This window comes from Salinicola sp., from assembly GCF_982684285.1.
Window position 1 is genome coordinate 1 of record NZ_CEXLVS010000244.1, and the last position, 4,378, is coordinate 4,378.

The 4,378-nt window shown below is 63.5% G+C and carries 4 protein-coding genes; 2 read left to right on the forward strand and 2 right to left on the reverse strand.

The window, feature by feature from the left end; genetic code table 11:
* Positions 1-154 precede the first annotated feature (154 nt).
* A complete protein-coding gene (gene thiC / locus AC3AYF_RS17110; RefSeq protein ID WP_295037441.1) occupies positions 155-2,041 on the forward strand; it encodes a phosphomethylpyrimidine synthase ThiC in 1,887 nt (628 codons plus the stop codon).
* Between the two features lie 195 nt (positions 2,042-2,236).
* Positions 2,237-3,487, forward strand: coding sequence for a dicarboxylate/amino acid:cation symporter (locus AC3AYF_RS17115; RefSeq protein WP_295037444.1), 1,251 nt, complete (start codon positions 2,237-2,239; stop codon positions 3,485-3,487).
* Positions 3,488-3,611: 124 nt separating this feature from the next.
* Here the strand turns inward: AC3AYF_RS17115 and AC3AYF_RS17120 are convergent, their stop codons facing one another.
* Positions 3,612-3,800, reverse strand: a complete 189-nt coding sequence (locus AC3AYF_RS17120; RefSeq protein WP_295037445.1) for a CsbD family protein — start codon at positions 3,798-3,800, stop codon at positions 3,612-3,614.
* A gap of 277 nt (positions 3,801-4,077) precedes the next feature.
* On the reverse strand, positions 4,078-4,356 hold the full coding sequence (locus AC3AYF_RS17125; protein ID WP_110602898.1) for a peptidylprolyl isomerase: 279 nt from the start codon (positions 4,354-4,356) through the stop codon (positions 4,078-4,080).
* Positions 4,357-4,378 lie beyond the last annotated feature (22 nt).

Here is a 4,378-nt window from a genome sequence, read left to right on the forward strand (position 1 = left end):
GACGGATCCCGACGAACCTGATCCGGCTAGTACCGGCGTAGGGATCAAGCGGAGGTCCGCGTCGAACGGTCCCCGATACCGCCCAACCGTGCCTCCCCCCGCCTACGCTGTGCGCCGGCCTGACCTCAACGTCATGCCCGAGGCACAAAGCACCATGAAATCACCACAGTTTCTCTCCGAGACCGCCCGCGTCGACAGTGCCGCCATCGCGCCGCTGCCCGCCTCGACCAAGATCTACGTCGAAGGATCGCGCCCCGACATTCGCGTCCCCATGCGCGAGATCGCCCTGTCGCCGACGCAGACGAAGAGCGGCCTCGAGCCCAATGCTCCGCTCACCGTCTACGACACCTCCGGGCCCTACACCGACCCGCAGGCCGACATCGACATCCGTCGGGGTCTGGCGCCCCTGCGTCGCCCCTGGATCGACGCGCGCGACGATACCGAGTGGCTCGACGGCCCCAGCTCCGCCTATGGGCGCCGGCGCGCCGAGGACCCCCGTCTCTCGACCCTGCGCTTTCAGCTCGCGCGCACCCCGCGCCGCGCCCGCCCGGGCACCAACGTGACCCAGCTCCACTATGCCAGGCAGGGTATCGTCACGCCCGAGATGGAGTTCATCGCCATCCGCGAGAACCAGCGTCGGCGTGAGGCCCGCGCTCTCGATACCGACCCGATGCTGGATCATCAACACCCCGGCGAATCCTTCGGCGCCAATCTGACTGACGAGATCACCCCGGAATTCGTGCGTGACGAAGTCGCACGCGGCCGCGCGATCATCCCCGCCAACATCAATCATCCCGAGAGCGAGCCGATGATCATCGGCCGCAACTTCCTGGTGAAGATCAACGGCAACCTGGGCAACTCGGCGGTGACCTCGTCGATCGAGGAAGAGGTCGACAAGATGACCTGGGGCATCCGCTGGGGTGCCGACACGATCATGGATCTCTCCACCGGCCAGAACATCCACGAGACACGGGAGTGGATCATCCGCAACTCGCCGGTGCCCATCGGCACGGTGCCGATCTACCAGGCGCTGGAGAAGGTCGACGGCGTGGCCGAGAACCTGACCTGGGAGATCTTCCGCGACACCCTGATCGAGCAGGCGGAACAGGGAGTGGACTACTTCACCATCCACGCTGGCGTCCGCCTGCATCACGTGCCGATGACGGCCAGGCGCGTCACCGGCATCGTCTCCCGCGGCGGCTCGATCATGGCCAAGTGGTGCCTGTATCACCACCGCGAGAGCTTCCTCTACACCCATTTCGAGGAGATCTGCGAGATCATGAAGGCCTACGACGTCTCGTTCTCGCTGGGTGACGGCCTGCGCCCCGGTTCCATCGCCGATGCCAACGACGAGGCCCAGTTCGCCGAACTGGAAACGCTGGGCGAATTGACCCGGATTGCCTGGCAGCATGACGTTCAAGTGATGATCGAAGGCCCCGGCCACGTGCCGATGCAGTTGATCAAGGAGAACATGGACAAGCAGCTCGAGTGCTGCGATGAGGCGCCCTTCTACACGCTGGGGCCGCTGACCACCGATATCGCCCCGGGCTACGACCACATCACCTCGGGTATCGGCGCGGCACAGATCGGCTGGTATGGCTGCGCCATGCTCTGCTACGTCACGCCCAAGGAGCATCTGGGCCTGCCCAACAAGGATGACGTCAAGACCGGCATCATCACCTACAAGATCGCCGCCCATGCCGCCGACTTGGCCAAGGGGCATCCGGGCGCCCAACGTCGCGACAACGCACTGTCGAAAGCCCGCTTCGAATTTCGCTGGGAAGATCAGTTCAATCTCGGTCTCGACCCGGACACGGCGCGCGCCTTCCACGACGAGACGCTGCCCAAGGACTCGGCCAAGGTGGCACACTTCTGCTCGATGTGCGGGCCGAAGTTCTGCTCGATGAAGATCACCCAGGAAGTGCGCGAGCGATTTGGTGGCGACACCGCCAATGCCGCCGGCGACGAGCGGGAGGCCGGCCTGCAGGAGCAGGCGGAGCGCTTCAAGCGGGAAGGCGGTGAGCTCTACCGGGAAATCTGATACCGCCTGTGCGAGCGGGCCTGCGTCTTCCGGGCGTCGACGCAGGTTTCACTACCGGCTCGATGCGCTGAGACTTTGGTCGCAATCAGGTTATATGCCATCCCGTTTTCGAATGGGCGGATCGCAAAAGGCCCGGGGATGCGTAGAATGCGCGCTTTTGCCCCCGGCAATTTCGCCTGCACAAGGAGCCCGCGCATGACATCAACGACCTCCCGGCCAAATCTGTGGCGACGCATTCCCCTGTGGCAGAAGATCATTGCTGGTCTGGTGCTGGGTGTTCTCGCCGGCGCGGTGATGGGCGAGCAGGCCAGCGTGTTCAAGCCGCTCGGCGATATCTTCATCAATGGCATCAAGATGCTGATCGTACCGCTGGTGTTCTCGACGCTGGTCGTCGGCATCACCGGCATGAGGGATCCCCAGAAGATGGGCCGCGTGGGTGCCCGCACCATCGCGCTCTATCTGGTCACCACCGCTTTCGCCATCGTCATCGGCCTGGTTGCCGCGACGATCTTCCAGCCGGGTGTCGGTGCCGATGCCTCGATGAGTGCCACGCAGCAAGCCAACGAGGCGCCATCGCTGGTGGATATCGTGGTCGGCCTGGTGCCGTCGAACCCGCTGCAAGCGATGATCGAGGGCAACATCCTGCAGATCATCGTCTTCGCCATCGGTCTGGGCATCTCGCTGATGATGATCGGCGAGAAGGGCGAGCCCGTCGTGCGGGTCTTCGAGAGCTTCGCCGAGGCGATGTACAAGTTGACCGCCATCGTCATGGCCTTCGCCCCCTTCGGCGTCTTCGGCCTGATGGCCAATGTTTCCGGTCAGTATGGGCTAGACGTGCTGCTGCCGCTGGCCAAGGTGATCGGCGTGGTCTATCTCGCCTGTCTCGTTCACGTGCTGGTCGTCTATACCGGACTGCTGAGCCTGGTCGGCCGGCTGAATCCGGTACGCTATCTGCAGGGCATCATCGACGCCCTGGTGGTGTCGTTCTCGTCGGCGTCGTCTTCCGGCACGCTGCCGGTCTCGATTCGCTGCGCGCAGAAGAACCTGGGCGTGTCGGAAGGCGTATCCAGTTTCGTGCTGCCGGTGGGCGCGACCATCAACATGGATGGCACGGCGATCTACCAGGGGGTGGCGGCCCTGTTCGTCGCCCAGCTGGTGGGGGCCGACCTCTCGATGATGGACTACGGCATGATCGTGCTTACCGGCACGCTGGCCTCCATTGGAACGGCTGGCGTCCCCGGCGCCGGGCTGATCATGCTGTCGATCGTGCTGGCGCAGATCGGCCTGCCGCTGGAGGCGATCGGCGTCGTCGCGGGTGTGGACAGGATCCTCGACATGGCGCGGACCAGCGTCAACGTGGCCGGCGATCTGATGGTGACGACGCTGGTCGGCAAGAGCGAAAAGGAGCTGGATCTGGAAGTGTACAACCGGCCCGGCAAAGCCTGAGCGATAGCCTCTGCCCCCCTCTCCGAACGACAGCGGCCCCGGTTTCTGCCGGGGCCGCTGGATGAAGAGTCCTCGCTGGGCACTCAATGCCCGAAAGACTCGATATACCGGGATTCAGCACTGACTAGTGGCGTGGTTTGGTGGCATCCTTCAGATTGCCTTTGGCGGACTTGGCATCCCCCTTGGCCTGCTGGGCCTTGCCCTTGCTTTCGAGTTCGCGATCCTTGGTCATCTTGCCAGCGGCTTCCTTCACCTTGCCGGCTGCCTTGTCGACCTTGCCTTCCGTCTTGTCCGACTTCGAGTGCGTCGTCATGGGTGCTACCTCGTTATCCGTGGATATCCTTATCCGTCCGCCGTCGTTTTCGATGCGAAGAGCTCGGAACGGCGAACGTAAACTCAGAGTAGTTCGCCACGGGGAAGCCGAAACGGGAGATTGGTAAAGATTTGTTCTGGCGAAGCGGCCTCATGGCGGACGGATATCATCCGGGACGATCGTTACGGGAGCGCGGGGAAGAAACGAAAGAGAGCGCAGTGGATCGACGAGAGCCGCCCGGTGGCAGGCGGCTCGACAGGCAACCGAGCGGGAACGATCAAGTGCGCGAGGTCACTTCCAGCAGATGGTAGCCAAACTGGGTCTTGACCGGTCCGTGGACCTCGTTGACCGCACCATTGAATACGACCTCATCGAACTCCTTGACCATCTGGCCACGCCCGAAGGTACCGAGTTCGCCACCCTGACGCCCGGAGGGGCAGGTAGAGTGCTGACGGGCCACTTCGGCAAAATCGCTGCCGGCTTCGATCTGCTGCTTGAGCTCGAGACACTGCTGTTCGCTGTCGACGAGAATATGGCGGGCGCTGGCCTGTGCCATGACATCACTCCTGAATCTTGAT

Excerpts from the sequence above, each read along its gene's own strand:
- AC3AYF_RS17120 (WP_295037445.1), bottom strand. The coding sequence starts at position 3,800 with ATGACGACGCACTCGAAGTCGGACAAGACGGAAGGCAAGGTCGACAAG.
- AC3AYF_RS17125 (WP_110602898.1), bottom strand. The coding sequence starts at position 4,356 with ATGGCACAGGCCAGCGCCCGCCATATTCTCGTCGACAGCGAACAGCAG.
- thiC (WP_295037441.1), top strand. The coding sequence starts at position 155 with ATGAAATCACCACAGTTTCTCTCCGAGACCGCCCGCGTCGACAGTGCC.
- AC3AYF_RS17115 (WP_295037444.1), top strand. The coding sequence starts at position 2,237 with ATGACATCAACGACCTCCCGGCCAAATCTGTGGCGACGCATTCCCCTG.